Below are 17,147 nucleotides of genomic sequence, written 5' to 3' on the forward strand. Positions count from 1 at the left end.
GAACCCTGCCGGGTCATTGGCGAGCTTGCCCTTAGTGCGGTGCTTGCCGTTTGCCTGCACCGTGGCAATGTCGAATGAGTGTTTAGCGATGTCGATTCCGACTACAGACATGGTCTTCTCCTCTTTCAGTCTGATCGTCACTGCATCCGTCCAGCCTTGCTGATGCGAGCTCGAGGCTCTGGATACCGTTCGGACTTATCAGGATGAGTGTGGAGGAGCGCAGCGCAATCTACGTCGCAAGCTCGAGGCTTAAGGGTGGACACAGCTTGCAGCTCCTCCCCCGATGATCAGTCGGGAACTATCGCCTCTCGTGAGGCAGTAGTCGAGATACAAGGGTGGACAACGCGAAGCTTGTCCACCAGGGTTAAGGCAACACACTGCTCAAGGACGAGCACCATGCCCGATTACCGCCGTGCCCGTGTTCCTGGCGCCACTTACTTCTTCACCGTCAACCTGCGTGCCCGCCGCAGCGACCTGCTGATCCGCGAGATCAATCTGCTGCGCGAGACGGTGCAAGCCACCAGCAAGTAGCCCGGACACCCCGCAATGGTGGATGAAAAGAGCGTCATCCACCTACGCGAGGCGGGAATCGTGGCGTAGGGTGGACAACGCGAAGCTTGTCCACCGTTCAGGACGCCCAAATTCAGTGGGAAGCCTGGACGAGCTCTGCCCGCACAAGCCGTTGTCCTTGACCGGTTCCGTCCACATCCCTACCCTACTCAACGGCGCCTAAGAAACGCTTCACGCAGCGGCAATACTGCTCCCGAAAGCAGCGGTGTATTCCATTGAGGTAATGGATATGCCAACTCAATCCGCATTCCCCGCCATACCCGCCCTCCCCGGCGAAACCCTGATCCCGACGACCTTCACCCGTCACCGCCGCCAACTGCGCGCCCTGTTGCTCGAACCGCACTGCTGGTTCTGCGCCCGCGACCTGGGCCGGCTGATCGGCCAGCCGCATTTGGAAGAACGCGTTACACGCACGCTGGATGCCGACCAGTTGCTCGATGCCGTGCTGCTCAACACCCACGGCCAAGCGGAGACGACCCGGCTGATCAGCGAATCCGGCGTGTACGCCGCGCTGATCCACTACTACCACCCGGAAAACCGCTGCATCCGCCGCTGGCTCAGCGCCGACGTGGTGCCGATACTGCGCGAGGGCGAGCCGACGAACACTCACCGCCCGCGCCGCGAAAACCGCCAGGGCCTGTCGGTGCTGCACTGGCAAGGCGATGTGTGGATGCCGTACCGACCGACCTGACAACCGCCACACAGGGTGGATGAACACGGTGTCATCCACCCTGCGCCAAACACCGGCTCGCGTAGGGTGGACAACGCGAAGCTTGTCCACCTGATTCAGGAGAAGGTCCGGCAGCCGTCATGTACGCCAATACAGCAAGTAGCCCGGACAACACCCATGGTGGATGAAAAGAGCGTCATCCACCCTACGGTAGCCCGAAGTGGGCTTGAAGCGCGGTGTAGGGTGGACAACGCGAAGCTTGTCCACCAGGGTTAAGGCAACACACTGCTCAAGGATGAGCCGCCATGCCCGATTACCGCCGTGCCCGTGTTCCTGGCGCCACTTACTTTTTTACCGTCAATCTGCGTGATCGCACCAGCGACCTGCTGATCCGCGAGATCGATCTGCTGCGCGAGACGGTGCGGGCCACACGCTCGCGACATCCTTTCCATATCGATGCCTGGGTGGTGCTGCCCGAGCATATGCATTGCATGTGGACACTGCCGCCAAACGATGCGGACTTTGCGCTGCGCTGGAAAGTCATCAAGTTCGCCTTCGCCAAACGCTTGCCGATCACCGAAAGGCGTACAGCCAATCAACAGCGACGGGGCGAGCGCGGTATCTGGCAACGGCGTTATTGGGAACACCTGATCCGTGATGAACAGGACTACCAGCGCCATTTCGACTATCTCCACGTCAACCCGCTGAAGCATGGTCATGTCGAGCGGCTTGGGGACTGGCCGTATTCGAGCTTTCATCGAGCGGTGGCGATGGGTGTCTATCCCGAAGGCTGGTGTGTCGAAGCGGGTGATGGCGATTACGGCGAGTGAGGCGCAGCGGACATGTGTGACAGACGAACGATAGGCGCCATGGTCGGGCCTGATTGGTGGATGGAAAAAAACGTCATCCACCCTGCTGGTTCGCCGATCAATGTGTCATGCACCCGCTGAGCTATGCTGGCTAGGGCACGTTCATACAGAAGAGGGAATCTCATGAGTCTGTTCGGTAAAATTCTCGACACCTTGGGTTTCGGTTCCAAAGCGCAGGCAGCGCCCGCCGAGGCTTCTCCGCCTGCTGCGGCGCCCTCGGCGACGCCTCAGGCCGTCCCGGTGGTGGACGTCGTCGCCAAGCTGGAGGGGCTGGCGGCCAAGCACCCGGAGAAACTCAACTGGAAGGTTTCCATCGTCGACCTGCTCAAACTGCTGGGGCTGGACAGCAGCCTGAACGCGCGCAAGGAACTGGCCAACGAGCTGGGCTGCCCTGCCGAGAAACTGGCTGATTCAGCGCAGATGAACACCTGGTTGCACAAGACCGTGCTTCAGAAGCTCGCCGACAACGGTGGCAACGTACCGGCCGACCTGCTCGACTGATCCCGCCCGGGAAGGCCGCCGGCCACGGCGGCCACCCCGTGTCAGGGGGCGTCGACTAGGCGTTGATCACCGCCAGCACGCCGCAGACCACGGCGAAGGCCAGGGCCGGCCATTGCATGGGCACATAGAAGAAGTGGTGCCGCACGCCGTGGCTGCGGTCCCCACGGTTGAGCACCAGGCCAAGGGCGACGTTGATCAGCGAGCCGATCACCACGCTGAGCAGGAACTGCATCAGGGTGACGTCGCCGGGCTTGACAGTGGGGTCCGGCCACAACCAGAGCCACAACAGCACCACGATGATCGGCATCAGCAGGGTCATCAAACCCGCACCGCGATAGATAACCATCCCACGCTCCTTGTTTATCCAGGAAAAGCCCTTTATTTTGCGCCGGCGATTATGCGCGGTGACGACTGAACGTCAAGGAAAACCCATGTTGGTCTGGAGTGGTTTCGGCTTTTTCATCCCGCTGTTGATTTGCCTGGCCTATGTGTTCTGCCACTGGCTGTTCGACCTCTTCGGCCACCCGGGCTACTACGACAGCCACAAATGGGCGGCGGGCCTGACCTTCATCCTTGCCGCCCTGCTCTGCGCGGGCTTCGTGCAGGGCCTGAAGCGCTACGCCGGGCAACCGGTGCCCGGGCAGGTGGTCGATAACCAGTCCATTCACCAGTCCCTGAAGCAGCACAGCTTTTTCTTCATTCCAGTGTTGTACTGGAGCCTCATTCTCCTACTGGTCGGCGGTTTCCTGTGTGCCCGCGACCTGCTCGCCTAGGCGCCCGGGATGGATCGACGGCGAACGCGCCTGCAGCCGTTGACGACAGGTTGACGGGCCCCCTCGACAGCGCGGGGTCAAACCATGCTTCACGCTGTGCGTTGCGCCGGGGTGAGGTGCCGTTACCTGGGTACCCGGCAGCTGGCCCGCACAACGCCCCGCTCCCGGCACGCGTTACACTGCCGCCCGCCGTTTTTATCGAGAGCCGCCTCGCGATGTTCACCCTCGTACACCTGGATAGCCCGCCGCCCGAGTCCCTGAAAAGCCAGGTGCTGCAGATGGTGGTGGACTATTTCAGCGATATCAGCCCGGTGTCGCTGACGCCCGACAACCCGCTCTATCAGCTGTACCAGTACGTGATCGGCTACCAGGTGTACCTGTATCTGCAGGCCATGAGCGGTACTGCGGACAGCCCTGCGCACGTGATCCTGGCACTGGATGATCAGGACCCCTCCCAGGTGCAGGGGTTCGCCCTGTACCTGCCCTGCCAGGATGATGCCGAGGCCTGCAGCCTGGCTTATATGGCCGTGCAAGCCAGCCATCGCCGACAGGGTGTCGCGCGGGCCATGCTGCAGCGGATCGTCGAGCGCCACCGGCATGTCGAACTGGCCTGCGCGGCGGACAAGGTGCCGACGTTCGAGGCCTCGGGCTTTCGGGTACTGGCGGCGCAGGGGCCGCAGGTATTGATGAACACTCGTGCCTATCGCTCGAACGGGATGGTGGCGGTGCAGGATCTCACGCCGATCTACCAGTCCACCGAGGTCAGGCAGATCCATGCCTACCTGGTGAAACAACACGGCAAGAAAGCCATGGCCGAGGCGGAGAAAGAACGCGACCGGCTGCTCGATCAGATGGCCCACCAGGCTCAATTGCTGGTGCACGAGCGCCGCGCCAGCGGCTCCCTGCATTGATCGCACCCGCGCGGCAAGCGATGCGTTGTAGCGCAGCCGGCTGTTGGCGGGCCTTCGCGACGGCATCGGGACGCTGGCGATAGCGCAGGCCAGGCGCTGAAGCCGGCATTGTTTAGCGCAGCCAAACATGCCAACCTTCCCCCGAAACGATCAGGCAGTGCGCTGACCTTGAGCGAACACAGGCTGGAGGTCACGCCACCGGCCCATACCCTGTGGCTGGCAGGCCCAGCCCGGCGGAACAAGAACTGCATCGCTCGTCCAAACGCCAACTTGATGACCAACCTATGAAGTCTCTTTCCTTCCTGTCGACGAGACTCCCTCCCTCAACGCTCACCAAGGCGCTGATTGGTTTCATCATTCTCGTTTGCCTGTCGCTGATTCTCGCTACCAGCTGGCAGATGAACCAGTCCAGGCGCGAGCGCCTCGCCACCGCCAAGATCGCGGTGTCCAACATCGTGCGCGCCGCCGAGCAGCAGGCCCAGGACACCGTCAGGCAGGCCGACAATACCCTGCGCGACCTGGTCGAGCGCGTGGAGCACGACGGGGTCGCCGGCGAGCAGCAGGCGCGCATGACCAAGCTGATGGTCGAAGACGTGGTGAACGTCGAGGGCATCCAGGGGCTCTTCATCTACGACGCGCAAGGCAACTGGGTGGCCAACTCGTTTTCCCAGGGGCTGCAAACGAAGAACAACAGCGATCGCGCGTACTTCATCTATCACCGGGACAACCCCGACGCCGCCATCCACATTGGCTCCATCGTGGAAAGCCGAAGCACCGGCGACATGGTCATCCCGATCAGCCGCCGCATCAATTCCGCGGGCGGTGAGTTCGCGGGAGTGGCCCTGGCCACGGTGCCCGTGGCTTACTTCCAACACTTCTTCGAGCGCATGGACGTCGATGACCGGGGGGTGATCTTCCTCGCGCTGGACAACGGCGAACTGCTGGCCCGGCGACCGACCCTGGCCGCCCTCATGACCACCAACGTTTCCAAGGGCGATATCTTCACCCGCTACCTGCCGCACAGCGACAGTGGCACCGCGGTCATCACCTCCATCGTGGATGGCGTGAAGCGGATATACGCCTACCAGCGCCTCTCCGGGCTGCCCATCGTCGCGGCCGCCGGTATCTCGTACCAGCACGTCTTCACGCCCTGGCGGGAGTACGCCTACCGCTCCGCCGCGCTGATCGGCATGATCATTCTGGTCCTGGCCTTGCTGAGCATCCTGCTGTACTGGCAAATCCAGCAGCTGATCGCCGCGGAGGCGGAACTGAACGCTGCCAGGAACGCGCTGGAGATCATTGCCCAGACCGACAGCCTCACCCAGTTGGCCAACCGGCGCGGCTTCGACCGGGCCCTGGAGAAGGAGTGGGGACGGGCCAACCGCAACCACAGCGACGTGGCGATCATTCTGCTGGACATAGACTGGTTCAAGCAGTTCAACGATCACTACGGCCACCTGAGCGGCGACGACTGCCTGAAGCAGATCGCTCGCCTGATCGATGTCAGCGTGAACCGGGCGGGTGATCTCGCTGCCCGCTTCGGCGGTGAGGAGTTCGTGATTCTGCTGCCGGAAACGGACCTGGCAGGTGCCCTGAGCGTGGCCGAGAAGATCAGATCGTCCATCGAACAGGCGCTGATCGAACACCTGGCCAGCCCACTCGGCAAGGTGACCATCAGTGCCGGCGTGGTGGCCACCACGGCTCCCGACAAGGACAGCTTCGCGGCCATCCTGGCAGAAGCGGACAGGCTGCTGTACTGCGCCAAATCCCAGGGGCGCAACCGTGTCGAGGGGCGCTTCGTGCACAGCCGGCAGGAGGCCGGTTATCTCGCCAGGACCCTGCCGCTGAACACGGACACTTGAGTCGACGGGGTGCGGGTAACGCTGTGGCGAACGCAGCGCCCGCCCCGGCGCCAGGCACCGCCATCATGCTGGCCGGCTCGGAAACCATGTGTCGACGGTGGCGTTTCTCGCTGAAACGGCAGTGTGGCAACGGACGTGTGTCGATTTTCTCGTGGGGCGGCATCGACTGACCAACGAAGCGTCACGTGGCGGCGTCGAGACCTCGGGCATGGGCGATAAAGCGATCCAGTTCGCGGCGTGGCACCAGCGAGCCGCCAGTCGCCCAGATCACGTGGGTGGCGTTGCGCAGGTCGAGGTTCCTGGCGCTTGCGTAGGCCTGCCCCTCGGCACTCTCGACGAGCCAGCGCGGCCCGCCGATGGCCGCGGCGGCGGAGGGTTCGACCTCTACGCCCATGACGTTCTTGAGTGCCAGCATGTGCAGGTAGAGCCGGTCATCGGCCACGGTGAACACGCCCGACAGGCGCTCGACCATCAAGGGGCAGACGAACGCCGAGGCCAGGCCGACGGCCAGGCCATCGGCCTCGGTGCGATTGTCCAGGCCGATGTCGTAGACCGAGACGGGCGCTTCGCAGCCCGCCGCCATCTGCACCAGCACGCAGGGCGACGCCACGGGTTCGGCGAAGAAGCAGTGCACATGCTCGCCGAACAGCACCTTGAGCCCGTAGGCGATACCACCGGGCGCGCCCCCCACGCCGCAGGGGATGTAGACGCACAGCGGGTGCTGCGCGTCCACTTTGCGGCCGTGCTCGGCCAGTTGCCGGGCCAGGTGCCTGGCAGCCACGGCATAGCCGAAGAACAGCAGCGGCGAACGTTCGTCATCGACGAAATGGCTGCGCGGGGCCTGCTCGGCCTGAGCCCTGCCAGCCGCCACCGCCTGCGCATAATCGCCGCTGTGCTCGACCACCCGCACACCGCGATCGCGCAGGCGATCCTTCTTCCATTGCTTGGCATCGGCGGACATGTGCACCACGGCGTCGAACCCCAGTGCGGCGGCCATCACGCCGATACTCAACCCCAGGTTGCCGGTGCTGCCTACCGTTACCGAGTAGCGGCCGAACAGTTCTCGGGCCTCGGCGCTGGCCAGCACGCGGCGATCGGCGCCATCGCTCAGCAGGCCATGCTCCAGGGCCACGCCCTCCGCAAAGGCCAGCACTTCATGAAACCCGCCACGGGCCTTGACGGAACCCGCCACGGGCAATTGATCATCACGCTTGATGAACCAATGGCCGGCTTCCTGGCTGGCCGGCAGGATCGCCAGGCGAAGTGCGTCGGCAGGCTGCAGATCCGACTCGATAATGCCGTTGCAGGACTCGAGTTCGGAAAACAATTTCATCAGCAACGGCGCGCAGCGTGCCAGGCGCTGCCTGGCATCCTCGATCTGCGCATCTGGCTGGACAGCCCCGGCCTGGCTGTCGACCAATGCTGGATTGCACCACAGCAGGGGCTGCCTGGCTCTAAGGTTTTCTAATAGGTTCGATGGGATTCGTGAGACCGGCATGGTTGATTCCTGCGCTTTAGTGCCTGAATATTAGAGCAAGCTGTCGATCAGCAGTAACGATGCCTTCTAACGCACACATTAGACCAGCTTATGAATGGCAGGCCGCCTGCTCAGCTTCACGCAAGCGGCGGCCCGGCTCAATCTCACGCAAAGCGCGGTGAGCCAGCAGATCCGCCACCTCGAGGAACGCCTCGGCTACCCGTTGTTCGTGCGCCAGCCCCGGGCCTTGGCGCTGACGCCCAACGGCGCGGTACTGTTCGAGGTCAGCACACGCTTGATCAGCGAGTTGCAGCAGACCATCGATCGCCTTGCCACCCCCAACGCCCCGCTGCAGATCAATTGCCTGCCCTCCTTCACCCTCCAGTGGCTGATGCCGCGACTCGCCGAGTTCAATCGCCAGGAACCCGGCATTTCGGTTCGCCTCAAGGCCGAATTCCAGACCCTGGATCGACAGTCGATGGACGTTCAGGGTATCGATCTGGCGGTGCGCTATGACCCGGTGAACTACGGTCAGCTGCATACCGACCACCTGATGGACGAGTACCTGATTCCTGTCGCCACCCCCCGATACCTGCAGCGCCATCTTCAGCCGGGCAGACGGCTGTCGCTGGAAAACGCCGTCCTCCTGCACGATGCCGCGCCTTGGGCCGGAGCTCCGGAGCACATCGAATGGAGGACCTGGCTGCAGGCACACATGCCGGACTATTGCGGCCCGCTGGAGGGGCCACAGTTCAACCTCTCCTGCCTGGCCACCAGCGCTGCACTGAACGACCAGGGGATTGCCATGGGCCGCGCCGCGCTGGTCTACGATGACCTGGTCAGCGGCCGACTGGTCAATCCATTCGGCACCCATGTGGCCGCCCCCGCCCGCTACGTGATGTTGCGACGGGCAGAGAACGATCACCGGGTGAAGGTATTCGCCCAGTGGCTGACCCAGGCGTGCGCTGAATTCGTCGCCGCCCGTCGTGCGGTACTGCTCTAAGAACCTGTTCATGATCTTTAGAAGCAGTTTTCCAACCATTCCAAAGCAATAACAACAACAAGGCGGAAGCGGCCCTCGATCAAAAGCGCCTGAGGCTGGAAGCTGGACGAAAGAGCCTACGCGGTTGCTTGTCGTTCAGGCGTAGGGTGGATGACGCTCTTTTCATCCACCATTGCGATTGCGGAGCGGTGGACGGATGAAGCGTCGTCCACCCTACGAATGGCTGCTATCGCCTTGAAGCGGCCTATAGGTGTTGCGTTAAAGAAGATCGTGAACAGGTTCTAAGAACCTGGCAAGGGGCCTACGAGGCACTGCGACGATAAGCCGACCCATTGGCACGGGCCGTGGTCTCACCCTCATGCAGACGACGTGGCGGAGTGACGGATGAGTGCGTTCGATTGGCAGCGCATGCTGCTCGGTGATTTTCCCTTCCTGTTTCTGGGTGAAGTGGCGTTTCGTGCCCTGTTCGCCTTCGTGGTGGTATTCCTGTTCCTGAAGGTCAGCGGCCGCCGCGGCATTCGTCAACTGTCGCTGTTCGAACTGGTGGTGATTCTCACCCTGGGCTCGGCTGCGGGCGACGTGACCTTCTACGAAGACGTGCCGTTGCTGCCCGTGGCCATGGTCTTCGTCACCCTGTTGCTGGTGTACCGCGCTATCGTGCTGGCGATGGGGCACAGCGAACGGTTTTCCGACTGGATGGAAGGCAAGCCGGTGACCATCATTCAGGATGGGCTGTACGAGCTGAAGAGCCTCGAACACCTGAGCATTTCATCCGAGGAGTTCTTCATGGAATTGCGCCAGCAGGGCGTCGAGCACCTTGGCCAGGTGCGGCTGGGCATTCTCGAAACCGACGGCGACGTCAGCCTGTACTTCTACCCTGCCGACGCCATCGAGCCCGGCCTGTCGGTGCTGCCGCCCGAACACCGGCCGGAATACCGGAAGATGCCCGAGGCCGGCCTGTACGCCTGTATCCGCTGCGGCCATACCGAGCCACTGGAGAGCCGCCAGGAGGCCGCCTGCCCACGCTGCGGACAGCGCATCTGGTCGCTCGCCTCGACCCGGCAACGCCTGCGCTGAGGGCCTGCCGTAGCGCGCCAGTGCATGCCTTTCGCAGGCCACGACCAAGGCAGCGCCGCCGGCGGGCTCGCGCACGCCCCCCACACTGGAATGACTGCCGTCGCGCTGGCCATGCCACGCGCAAACGAAGCGGCCAGGCCCGTTACCCCGACAGCTGGTTGGCGAACTGGCCCACGGCGCTCACCACGCGCTGGGCGCCTTCCTGGATTTCGACGATCACGGCGCCTGCCTCGCCCGCGAGTTCCAGGCCTTGCCTGGCCTGCTGCTTGCCCTGCTCGATCACTGCCACCGCCTGTTCGGCAAGCTTCTGGTTCTCTTGTACCACCCCGACGATCTCTACCGTTGCCTTGCTGGTACGCAAGGCCAACTGGCGTACTTCATCAGCGACCACCGCGAACCCGCGCCCCTGCTCACCGGCTCGCGCGGCCTCGATCGCGGCGTTCAAGGCGAGCAGGTTGGTCTGGTCGGCAATGCCGCTGATGGTTTTTATGATGGCGCCGATGTTTTGCGACTGTTCATCCAGCGCTGCGATACCGCTGGCCGCCCGCTCCATCTGCTCGGCCAGGGTGGCAATCACCTCCAGCGTCCTCTGCACCACCTGGGCGCCGTTCTTGGCGCTGTTGTCGGTCTGCTGCGAGGTACTGAAGGCGATATCGGCTGCTTCTTCCACCGCCCGTTCACGCTTCACCTGGTCGGTGATCACGGTGGCGAACTTGACCACCTTGTAGAGCGTGCCATGAGCATCGGTAATCGGGTTGTAGGAGGCCTCGAGCCAGACAGGCTGCCCGTGGCTGTCGAGCCGCATGAAGCGATCCGCGACGAACTCGCCACGCCGCAGGGTTTCCCAGAACAGGCTGTAGTTCGATGAGTTGTACTCCTCGGGCGAGCAGAACATTCTGTGGTGCCTGCCCTGTACCTGGGCCAGGGTGTAGCCCATGGCACGCAGGAAACGGTCGTTGGCCGTCAACACCAGGCCATCGAGGTCGAACTCGATGACCGCAGTCGAGCGCTGCAACGCTTCGATCAGGCTCTCGTTTTCGCGGGAAGCCTCGATCGTGCGCGTCAGGTTGCTGCCATACAGGGAAAAGTATTTGACCGTGCCGTCACGGCTGCGCACCGGCTGCGAAATCACCCGCAACCAGGCCTCCCGCTTGTCGCCACTGAGGATGCGCAAGGCGCCAGCCCAGTGCTTGCCGTCCTTGAGGGCAGCGCTCAAGCGCCTGAAATATTCCTCGCCGCGGATATGTACAGGCACCAGGTCGACGAGCGTTTTCCCGATCAGCTCTTCAGCGCGGTAGTGCATCTCGGCCAGGAAATTGGCATTCACCGAAATGATCCGGCCTTGCCGGTCCAGCGTGAGGGCGAGCATCTCGCCGTCCAAACTCTCCTTGACCTGCTCAAAAGAGAACAGCTCGTCCTCCAGCAAGGAGAGCTTCTGTTTCAGTTTTGAGTTGAACATCGCGCCACCGTTTTTAGAGAGGTCCTTCTCTCTTTGTCGGCCCGCACCCGTGCCACTTTAGGGGCTGTCGACGTTTCACGCACGGCTGCGCCGTAGCCCATTTTGCCGCGAGGCAAGGACGCCTTCATCACGGCAGAACGACACCGGGCGCCGCAGGTCTGAATCCTCAGACAGACGGGCCTCCGTCGTTCCACCCGTGAAGGTAACTGGTATGCAAGAACAAGCAAACGGCAAGACCCCCGGCCTGTCAGCCGAAGAAGAGCGCGAGATCGATGAGAAGCTGCCGCCGCGGGCGGCGGTGTTGCATGAAACCATCAGGATTCAGGGCGACCATGAGCTGGAACGCAGCATCGCAGCATTATGGTGGTCGGCGCTGGCCGCCGGGCTGACCATGGGCCTGTCGCTGATGGCTATGGGTTTGTTCCGCTCTCGGTTGGGCCCCAGCGATGAAAGTCATGTGATCGCCAGCCTCGGTTATTCGGCAGGCTTTCTGGCGGTGATCCTCGCCCGTCAGCAACTGTTTACGGAAAACACCCTGACCGCCGTGCTGCCGGTGATGAGCAAGCTGACCCTGAACAATGTCGGGCGACTATTGCGTCTTTGGGGCGTGGTGCTATGCGGAAACCTAGCCGGCACCCTGCTGGTGGCTTGGGTGATGCTGCGCCTGCCGATTTTCGATGCCCAGACCGACCTGGCGTTTCTGGAAATCGGCCGTAAGGTGATGGAAAACGACGTGTCCAAGATGCTTGCCAAAGGCATTATCTCGGGCTGGATGATCGCCACCATGGTGTGGATGATCGCCTCGATGGAAAGCGCCAAGATCGCCATTATCGTGATGATCACTTACCTGATGGCACTGGGTGACTTCACCCATATCGTGGTTGGCTCGATAGAGGTGTCTTACCTGGTGTATGCCGGTGAAGTGAGCTGGGGCGATTTCTGGCTGGTGTTTGCGGGGCCTACCCTGGCCGGCAATATCATCGGCGGCAGCTTTATCTTTGCCCTGCTCAGCCATGCTCAGATCCGCAGCGAGCGTGACGTGATTGCCAAGCGCGAGCGCGACAAGCACAAGTTGCTGGAGGAGTTGCGCCGCAATCGCAAGGACTGACCGTGCAAGATCGCCAAAGGCCTCAAGGTCGGTGGCCGCTTTTCTCGAAGTCGAGTCTTCGAAGGCGTCGCACTGATGCCGGCGCGCACCAGCAATGCCTGGTCAATGTTGGTGGCGCGTTCGTCAGCAGAGCGCTGTGCCCATTCGATATCACGCGCCAATCGAAACTCTACGAACTGCGCCTCGCGCCGCTGGGCGAAGAACAAACTGAAGGCCATGCCCCGCACTGCATGCTAGGGCCTGTTGCCGTTACATGGGCAACCATAAGAAGGCACAGGCCATGGCCACCACGCTCTCGTAATTTCTCTTGAGCTTGTCGAATCGAGAGACCACCGCCCGGTAGTGCTTCAGCCGGGCGAAGGCGTTTTCCACCAGGTGGCGATTTCGGTACAGACCTCTGTCCAGATCCGCGTTGCCTTTCACAGAGTTACGCTTCCTCGGGATCACGGCCTTTGCCCCTTGTCGCTCAACCTGCTCTCGGATTCTCTCGCTGTCATAGCCCTTATCCGCAGCGATGGTTTCTGCCGCCGGGAGTTTGGAAATCAATGCTGGTGCCTGAGTACAGTCATTGATTTGGCCTCCCGTGATTTCAAACTCGATGGGTAAGCCATGGGCGTCCACTGCCAGATGAATCTTGCTGGTATTACCGGCTCGGCTTTTCCCTATAGCTTCATCATTTGCGCTGCCAGCGCCTGCACTGTGCTGGTGAGCCTTGGCATAGCTGCCATCAATGAACACCCACTCCATGTCGTGCTCCGCCACCAGCATCTTGAAGACCTTGAACCATTTGCCGGCAGCAGACCATGCATTGAAGCGTTTGTAGACCTTATTCCAGTTGCCAAACGCCTTGGGCAGGTCTCTCCAGGGACATCCCGTGCGCATGCGGTACAGCATGCCCTCCACGGTCATTCGTAGATCACGCTTGTTGTAGATGGCCTTGTGCAGCAGAATTTCCCGCAGCTTCGACCAATGCTCGTCGTTGAGCAGTAATCGGGGCATTGCAAGCTCGTATCGATGTTGGGTCAGAGCTTCAACGATACGAGCTTGCTCTTATAGATCAATCGGTTAGCGCGAAACGGCAACAGACCCTAGCAGCGCCGGGAAATATCGCGGACGCGGCAACGATGCCCGCGGCCTGGCCGATTTGGGCGCCGGGTCCGCCATGCGATGCGCCATGGGGCTCGGCGTCAGCGGCTACTTCTTGACGCAGGCGAACAGCGCGTTGCCCGAGACGTTGTCCCAGGCGATGAGCTTGTCGTAGTCATGTTCGAACACATGCACCTCGAAGTACCGCTGCAACAGCGCCTGCAGCTCGACGAAACTCACCGCCACCATGGGATGTTCGTCGCGCCAGCGCTGGATGTAACCCGCGGTATTTTTTTCGATGCTGAGCCTGAGCGACTGGCGCTCGCCTTCACCGTCGTAGTGCCAGCCGGAACTGAAGGTGAACAGGCCTGCAGGGTCGCTGGCGGTGTGCGTGGCGAACAGGCGGTTGTCGATCCTGTTCTTGTCGACGGCGTTGAGGCAGAACAGCCCATTGCTCTGCAGGGCGCCGTGCACGCTGGCGATGCAGGCTTCGAGCCTGGCGAGGCTGCCACTGTAGTGAACCGAATAGAGAAAGCAGGTGATCAGGTCGAACGGCTCGTCCACCATGAAGCTGCACATGTCCTGCACGCAGAAGTGCGCCTCCGGGCAGCGCACGGCCGCTTTGGCCAGCATCGGTGGGTTGATGTCGAGCCCGCTGCTTCGGTAGCCCGCATCGAGAAAGTGGCGAACATGAGGCCCGGTGCCGCAGGCCAGATCGAGGTGCCTGCGCCCGCCATTGCCGAAGATCTGCTGCAGCCTGTGTATACAGTGGCTTTGCGCCTGATAGTCGATATCCGCGCACATCAGGTCGTAGTAGTCGGACAGGTCGGTATAGAGGGTGTTGACGGACATGGCGACCTGATGAGCGAGAGGTTTCGGGGGCGCATCATAGCCGAATTGGCGCTGCACCCTCGTCTGCCTGCAAGGGCATCGCGATTTTCCCGCCCGGCTAACGGCCTGGGCTGGGTATCCTGTGCGACAACGCTCAGGAACAGCGTCTGCGGGCCGACCGGCACCTCCAGCTCGAGGTTCGCGTAGCCGTACCCCTTGAGCAGCTCGGCCAAACCATTGCGAAAGATCCCCCCAGGCCGGGAATCCCCAGGCGCGCCACCTCGGCATTGATGAATCGATCGATATCCTCGATGACATCCATGAAAGACCTCTGGCCCTGCGGTTGCAAAAAGGCGCGCAGCCTAGCAAAGCGCCGGCCTCAACGACGCCCCACAGCACCCGCGTCGCGGGCCGCGGCGGGCAGGCTGCAACGAGGAGCGTTTCTCGGAGTGAGTGGATGCCTGTTCCCCAGGGGCCACCCCGGCGACAACAGCGGGCCTCAGCCGCGATCCACGACCACCTGTTGCTGGGTGTAGAGGTCGGTGAGCAACACTTCTTCGCCGTGCTCGGGGCTGATCATCAGCGAACGGATCAGGCGGTGCTCCTGGCCGTCGCGCTGCTGGATATTCTCGAAGCAGACGATGATCGACTTGTTCCGCCAATGGCCGACGTCGAAGCCCCCGGCGGCGATGAAGGAGCGGATGTCGCGGTCATCGTTGAAGGTCTTGGCCGGGATGATCAGCAGCCGGTCGTCGAGGAACACTTCATAGTACTGACGATCGCCCGCCGGAAAGTAATGGTCCACGACGTGCTCGATGCGCCAGTGGTAGACGCTGTTTTCGTAGACCACGGTGCGTTCGACGTGGTGGCCGGCACAGCTGGACAGCAGGGGAAACAGGCAGGTGAGGATTTTTCGTAGGGTCATCGCGGTTCAGGCCAGCAGGCGGTCGATCAGCGACTGCTCGTAATCGTTGAGGGGCTGATCGCCGTAGAGCTTGTCGGAGGCATCGACCAGCGCCTGGCCCTCGACTTCGCGCCCACTTTCGCCATACACGTGGCCGAGGTTCTCCAGCGACTGCAGATTGCCGTGCTGGGCGAAGGAGATCAGGTACCAGCGCTCGGCCGCCTCGAGTTCGCCCAGGCGGTGGTAGGCCACCGCCAGATTGTGCTGGGCGTAGACGTGGTCGGATTGCAGGGCCTGCAGTAACGCCTGCTTGGCCTGCTGGTAGTCTTCGAGCTGCAGGTACAGCAGGCCGAGGTTGTTGTAGCCGTCGGCATCCCCCCGTTCGGCAGCGCCCCGATACGCCTGCTCGGCCTGCGGGTAGCGTTCGGCGTGCAGATGGATGTCGCCGAGCAGGTTCAATGCCTGCAGATGATCGTGGCGCACGGCGTTGTTCAGGTGCTCGACGGCGGCGTCGTGATCGCCCTCCTCGTAGGCCATGCTGCCGAGGTAGTAGTGGCTGCGGGGACAATCGTACTCGGCGGCCTGCTGGAAGTATCGCCGGGCGGCGTCGTGATCGCCCTCCTGGGAGGCCATGCTGCCGAGGTTGTAGTGGCTACCGGGATAATCGTGCTCGGCGGCCCTCTGGAAGTGTCGGCGGGCGGCGTCGTGATCGCCCTCCTGGTAGGCCATGATGCCGAGGTTGTAGTGGCTGCCGGGATAATCGTACCCGGCAGCCTTCTGAAAGTGTCGACGGGCGTCGGCATGATCGTCCCGTGCCAGGCTCACCGCGCCAACGCCGTTCATCCAGCGCGGGTCGGCGGGGCACGCCTTGGCCAGGGTCTGGAAGCGCTCCAGCGCGGTGTCGAGGTCCTGCTCGCGGAACGCCGCCCACGCCTGCTCATTGAGCGCGCTCGCCTGCTCGTCACTGAGCATTTTTTTGTTCATGAACCACATGGTGCTTCCTGCCTTTCGAGGGCCGGCCATTTTAAGGGAGCGTTTCGCCGCCAGACAAGGCAATGGCGCTGCCGGGCGGTGCCAGGTGCGACCACGTTGCGGCGGCTCGACACGCTGGCCGCGTGCCACGCCCATCGGCGGCGTCGCCCCGGAGCGGACGCCGCAGCCATGATCGATTAGACTGCGCGGCGCCTCACTCGCTGCTCTTTCCCTCTAGTCCCGGTTCGATTCGATGCCCAAGGCCCACACCTACCTGATCCGCTACCCCTCTGCCAGCCTGCTGTTCGTGCAGTTGCTGGGCATCCTGCTCTACCCGTTCATGGAGCGCTTGTCGGAAGGCCGTGCCATCGTCGGCGCCTTCGGCATCGTGGTGCTGGCGATGTCGCTGCGCATGGTGCGCAGCAGCCCGACCATCCAGTGGATCGCCTTCACCCAGGCCGCCTGTATCCTGGCGCTGACCGTGGCCACCGAATTCGAATACAACAGCACGCTGGCGATTCTCCTGGCGGCGTTGGAGTGCAGCTTCTATTTCTATGCCGCCGGCGGCCTGATCGCCTACATGATGGAAGACCAGCGGGCGAGCACCGACGAGCTGTTCGCCGTGGGCGCCACCTTCACCCTGCTGGCCTGGGCCTTCGCTCACGCCTTTTCCGTGTGCCAGTTGCTGATCCCGGGCAGCTTCACGGCAGCGATCAACCCGCATGCCGAACGCACCTGGGTGGAACTGCTGTTCCTGAGCTTCACCACCCTGTCAGGCGTGGGCCTCGGCGATATCCTGCCACTCAAGCCGTTCGCCCGGGCGCTGGTGATGCTCGAACAGTTCACCGGGGTGATGTACATCGGCCTGGTGGTGACCCGCCTGGTCAGCCTGACGGTGCGGCCCAAGCCGCAATGACCGAGCCCACCAGTGGAAAACGCCATCCAGTCTGCCAGACTGCATGAAGCCAGGCGGACAGCGCGAAGACGTGGCAGGCAGGCAAGGCTGTAAAGCGCCTGCCATCCATCCGCCTGGTTACGCTGGCCTGTCTGCAACCGACAACCGAACGCTTACAA

General features: G+C 62.5%; 17 protein-coding genes and 2 pseudogenes. 12 read left to right on the forward strand and 7 right to left on the reverse strand.

Annotation, left to right across the window (positions count from 1 at the left end):
- Nucleotides 1-396: 396 nt before the first annotated feature.
- From BLR94_RS27735 to BLR94_RS25490, 4 genes and pseudogenes are all read left to right on the forward strand, one after another.
- Nucleotides 397-522: pseudogene (locus BLR94_RS27735) on the forward strand (REP-associated tyrosine transposase); the annotation flags it as partial.
- Between the two features lie 277 nt (nucleotides 523-799).
- Complete coding sequence (locus BLR94_RS25480; RefSeq protein WP_084308765.1) at nucleotides 800-1,261, forward strand: BRO-N domain-containing protein; 462 nt, start codon at nucleotides 800-802, stop codon at nucleotides 1,259-1,261.
- Between the two features lie 284 nt (nucleotides 1,262-1,545).
- On the forward strand, nucleotides 1,546-2,070 hold the full coding sequence (locus tag BLR94_RS25485) for an REP-associated tyrosine transposase (protein WP_084308764.1): 525 nt from the start codon (nucleotides 1,546-1,548) through the stop codon (nucleotides 2,068-2,070).
- A gap of 162 nt (nucleotides 2,071-2,232) precedes the next feature.
- Nucleotides 2,233-2,610, forward strand: coding sequence for a DUF3597 domain-containing protein (locus BLR94_RS25490; RefSeq protein WP_084308763.1), 378 nt, complete (start codon nucleotides 2,233-2,235; stop codon nucleotides 2,608-2,610).
- A 55-nt stretch (nucleotides 2,611-2,665) separates the two neighbouring features.
- On the opposite strand, the gene BLR94_RS25495 is transcribed toward BLR94_RS25490, so the two are convergent.
- Complete coding sequence (locus BLR94_RS25495; protein ID WP_084308762.1) at nucleotides 2,666-2,956, reverse strand: hypothetical protein; 291 nt, start codon at nucleotides 2,954-2,956, stop codon at nucleotides 2,666-2,668.
- Nucleotides 2,957-3,041: 85 nt separating this feature from the next.
- Here BLR94_RS25495 and BLR94_RS25500 point away from each other — a divergent pair, with 85 nt between their 5' ends.
- The 3 genes from BLR94_RS25500 to BLR94_RS25510 all read left to right on the forward strand — a co-directional run bounded on the left by BLR94_RS25500 (nucleotide 3,042) and on the right by BLR94_RS25510 (nucleotide 6,156).
- Complete coding sequence (locus BLR94_RS25500; RefSeq protein WP_084308761.1) at nucleotides 3,042-3,383, forward strand: hypothetical protein; 342 nt, start codon at nucleotides 3,042-3,044, stop codon at nucleotides 3,381-3,383.
- Nucleotides 3,384-3,598: 215 nt separating this feature from the next.
- Nucleotides 3,599-4,294, forward strand: coding sequence for a GNAT family N-acetyltransferase (locus tag BLR94_RS25505; protein ID WP_084308760.1), 696 nt, complete (start codon nucleotides 3,599-3,601; stop codon nucleotides 4,292-4,294).
- A 284-nt stretch (nucleotides 4,295-4,578) separates the two neighbouring features.
- The gene (locus tag BLR94_RS25510) at nucleotides 4,579-6,156 is read left to right on the forward strand and encodes a sensor domain-containing diguanylate cyclase (protein ID WP_084308759.1); all 1,578 of its coding nucleotides are present in this window, start codon (nucleotides 4,579-4,581) and stop codon (nucleotides 6,154-6,156) included.
- Between the two features lie 181 nt (nucleotides 6,157-6,337).
- Here BLR94_RS25510 and BLR94_RS25515 read toward each other — a convergent pair whose 3' ends face one another.
- Nucleotides 6,338-7,654 carry a D-serine ammonia-lyase gene (locus BLR94_RS25515; RefSeq protein WP_084308758.1) on the reverse strand — a complete coding sequence of 439 codons (1,317 nt, stop codon included), beginning with the start codon at nucleotides 7,652-7,654 and terminating at the stop codon, nucleotides 6,338-6,340.
- Between the two features lie 94 nt (nucleotides 7,655-7,748).
- Between BLR94_RS25515 and BLR94_RS25520 the strand changes: the two genes are divergently transcribed.
- Both BLR94_RS25520 and BLR94_RS25525 read left to right on the forward strand, forming a co-directional pair.
- The gene (locus BLR94_RS25520) at nucleotides 7,749-8,636 is read left to right on the forward strand and encodes a LysR substrate-binding domain-containing protein (protein ID WP_084308757.1); all 888 of its coding nucleotides are present in this window, start codon (nucleotides 7,749-7,751) and stop codon (nucleotides 8,634-8,636) included.
- A 384-nt stretch (nucleotides 8,637-9,020) separates the two neighbouring features.
- The gene (locus tag BLR94_RS25525; protein ID WP_084308756.1) at nucleotides 9,021-9,713 is read left to right on the forward strand and encodes a YetF domain-containing protein; all 693 of its coding nucleotides are present in this window, start codon (nucleotides 9,021-9,023) and stop codon (nucleotides 9,711-9,713) included.
- Nucleotides 9,714-9,855: 142 nt separating this feature from the next.
- Here BLR94_RS25525 and BLR94_RS25530 read toward each other — a convergent pair whose 3' ends face one another.
- Entirely contained in the window at nucleotides 9,856-11,172 is a 1,317-nt protein-coding gene (locus tag BLR94_RS25530; protein ID WP_084308755.1) for a methyl-accepting chemotaxis protein, read from the reverse strand.
- A gap of 211 nt (nucleotides 11,173-11,383) precedes the next feature.
- Between BLR94_RS25530 and BLR94_RS25535 the strand changes: the two genes are divergently transcribed.
- Nucleotides 11,384-12,280 (forward strand): formate/nitrite transporter family protein, encoded by an 897-nt coding sequence (locus tag BLR94_RS25535; protein WP_084308754.1) that lies wholly within the window; start codon nucleotides 11,384-11,386, stop codon nucleotides 12,278-12,280.
- Nucleotides 12,281-12,283: 3 nt separating this feature from the next.
- A pseudogene (locus tag BLR94_RS28090) lies at nucleotides 12,284-12,504 on the forward strand (helix-turn-helix domain-containing protein); the annotation flags it as partial.
- A gap of 25 nt (nucleotides 12,505-12,529) precedes the next feature.
- Here the strand turns inward: BLR94_RS28090 and BLR94_RS25540 are convergent.
- From BLR94_RS25540 to BLR94_RS25555, 4 genes are all read right to left on the reverse strand, one after another.
- Nucleotides 12,530-13,279, reverse strand: a complete 750-nt coding sequence (locus BLR94_RS25540) for an IS5 family transposase (RefSeq protein WP_084308753.1) — start codon at nucleotides 13,277-13,279, stop codon at nucleotides 12,530-12,532.
- Nucleotides 13,280-13,474: 195 nt separating this feature from the next.
- Nucleotides 13,475-14,218 (reverse strand): class I SAM-dependent DNA methyltransferase, encoded by a 744-nt coding sequence (locus tag BLR94_RS25545; RefSeq protein WP_084308766.1) that lies wholly within the window; start codon nucleotides 14,216-14,218, stop codon nucleotides 13,475-13,477.
- A 478-nt stretch (nucleotides 14,219-14,696) separates the two neighbouring features.
- On the reverse strand, nucleotides 14,697-15,122 hold the full coding sequence (locus tag BLR94_RS25550) for a hypothetical protein (RefSeq protein WP_084308752.1): 426 nt from the start codon (nucleotides 15,120-15,122) through the stop codon (nucleotides 14,697-14,699).
- A gap of 6 nt (nucleotides 15,123-15,128) precedes the next feature.
- On the reverse strand, nucleotides 15,129-16,094 hold the full coding sequence (locus BLR94_RS25555) for a tetratricopeptide repeat protein (protein WP_084308751.1): 966 nt from the start codon (nucleotides 16,092-16,094) through the stop codon (nucleotides 15,129-15,131).
- A 232-nt stretch (nucleotides 16,095-16,326) separates the two neighbouring features.
- Between BLR94_RS25555 and BLR94_RS25560 the strand changes: the two genes are divergently transcribed.
- Entirely contained in the window at nucleotides 16,327-16,989 is a 663-nt protein-coding gene (locus BLR94_RS25560) for a potassium channel family protein (RefSeq protein WP_084308750.1), read from the forward strand.
- Nucleotides 16,990-17,147 lie beyond the last annotated feature (158 nt).

The sequence above is a fragment of the Phytopseudomonas flavescens genome, from assembly GCF_900100535.1.
GTDB lineage: Bacteria > Pseudomonadota > Gammaproteobacteria > Pseudomonadales > Pseudomonadaceae > Aquipseudomonas > Aquipseudomonas flavescens.

What these genes read in the sequence shown, in the direction of transcription:
- BLR94_RS25555 (WP_084308751.1), bottom strand. Translation starts at nt 16,094, where the DNA reads ATGTGGTTCATGAACAAAAAAATGCTCAGTGACGAGCAGGCGAGCGCG.
- BLR94_RS25540 (WP_084308753.1), bottom strand. Translation starts at nt 13,279, where the DNA reads ATGCCCCGATTACTGCTCAACGACGAGCATTGGTCGAAGCTGCGGGAA.
- BLR94_RS25530 (WP_084308755.1), bottom strand. Translation starts at nt 11,172, where the DNA reads ATGTTCAACTCAAAACTGAAACAGAAGCTCTCCTTGCTGGAGGACGAG.
- BLR94_RS25560 (WP_084308750.1), top strand. Translation starts at nt 16,327, where the DNA reads ATGCCCAAGGCCCACACCTACCTGATCCGCTACCCCTCTGCCAGCCTG.
- BLR94_RS25535 (WP_084308754.1), top strand. Translation starts at nt 11,384, where the DNA reads ATGCAAGAACAAGCAAACGGCAAGACCCCCGGCCTGTCAGCCGAAGAA.
- BLR94_RS25525 (WP_084308756.1), top strand. Translation starts at nt 9,021, where the DNA reads ATGAGTGCGTTCGATTGGCAGCGCATGCTGCTCGGTGATTTTCCCTTC.
- BLR94_RS25505 (WP_084308760.1), top strand. Translation starts at nt 3,599, where the DNA reads ATGTTCACCCTCGTACACCTGGATAGCCCGCCGCCCGAGTCCCTGAAA.
- BLR94_RS25510 (WP_084308759.1), top strand. Translation starts at nt 4,579, where the DNA reads ATGAAGTCTCTTTCCTTCCTGTCGACGAGACTCCCTCCCTCAACGCTC.
- BLR94_RS25500 (WP_084308761.1), top strand. Translation starts at nt 3,042, where the DNA reads ATGTTGGTCTGGAGTGGTTTCGGCTTTTTCATCCCGCTGTTGATTTGC.
- BLR94_RS25545 (WP_084308766.1), bottom strand. Translation starts at nt 14,218, where the DNA reads ATGTCCGTCAACACCCTCTATACCGACCTGTCCGACTACTACGACCTG.
- BLR94_RS25490 (WP_084308763.1), top strand. Translation starts at nt 2,233, where the DNA reads ATGAGTCTGTTCGGTAAAATTCTCGACACCTTGGGTTTCGGTTCCAAA.
- BLR94_RS25480 (WP_084308765.1), top strand. Translation starts at nt 800, where the DNA reads ATGCCAACTCAATCCGCATTCCCCGCCATACCCGCCCTCCCCGGCGAA.
- BLR94_RS25495 (WP_084308762.1), bottom strand. Translation starts at nt 2,956, where the DNA reads ATGGTTATCTATCGCGGTGCGGGTTTGATGACCCTGCTGATGCCGATC.
- BLR94_RS25550 (WP_084308752.1), bottom strand. Translation starts at nt 15,122, where the DNA reads ATGACCCTACGAAAAATCCTCACCTGCCTGTTTCCCCTGCTGTCCAGC.
- BLR94_RS25520 (WP_084308757.1), top strand. Translation starts at nt 7,749, where the DNA reads ATGGCAGGCCGCCTGCTCAGCTTCACGCAAGCGGCGGCCCGGCTCAAT.
- BLR94_RS25485 (WP_084308764.1), top strand. Translation starts at nt 1,546, where the DNA reads ATGCCCGATTACCGCCGTGCCCGTGTTCCTGGCGCCACTTACTTTTTT.
- BLR94_RS25515 (WP_084308758.1), bottom strand. Translation starts at nt 7,654, where the DNA reads ATGCCGGTCTCACGAATCCCATCGAACCTATTAGAAAACCTTAGAGCC.